Genomic DNA, 424 nt, shown 5'->3' with positions numbered 1-424 from the left:
TGAGCTGTTAAGCTATACGCGGTTTCTTGCAGTAATGCCGAGTGTTGTCGTTCCCATGTGTAGCTATCTCACGTCGAAGCTTGGTAAACCCACCGGAATACAATTTGTTGATTCCACAAAAATAGAGGTCTGTCACATCATTCGTGCCAAGAGAAATAAAGTCTTTGAAGGCATAGCTCAGCATGGCAAAGGCACCATGGGCTGGTCATTTGGATTTAAACTGCATTTGGTCATCAATCACCTAGGTGAAATTGTGGCGTTGAAGCTGACAAAGGGTAACGTCGATGATCGAAAGCCGGTGACAGAGATGGCCGACTTGCTCTTTGGCAAACTCTACGGTGACAAAGGCTACATATGTAGTGGTCAACTAATTCCGGACAGTGAATTAAGTTTTTCTTCTGCTACTGCTGGAGCTTGCATATCG

General features: G+C 45.0%; 1 protein-coding gene. It reads left to right on the top strand.

The window, feature by feature from the left end:
• Positions 1 to 424, top strand: a 424-nt coding sequence (locus CKO50_RS14295) for a transposase (RefSeq protein WP_255229850.1), incomplete at both ends; no start/stop codon positions are given.

Origin of the sequence: Pseudoalteromonas sp. HM-SA03, assembly GCF_002289345.1 — a bacterium.
Taxonomy (GTDB): domain Bacteria; phylum Pseudomonadota; class Gammaproteobacteria; order Enterobacterales; family Alteromonadaceae; genus Pseudoalteromonas.
Note: the sequence above shows the minus strand (reverse complement) of the source record. Positions and strands in the feature narration are given on the sequence as shown.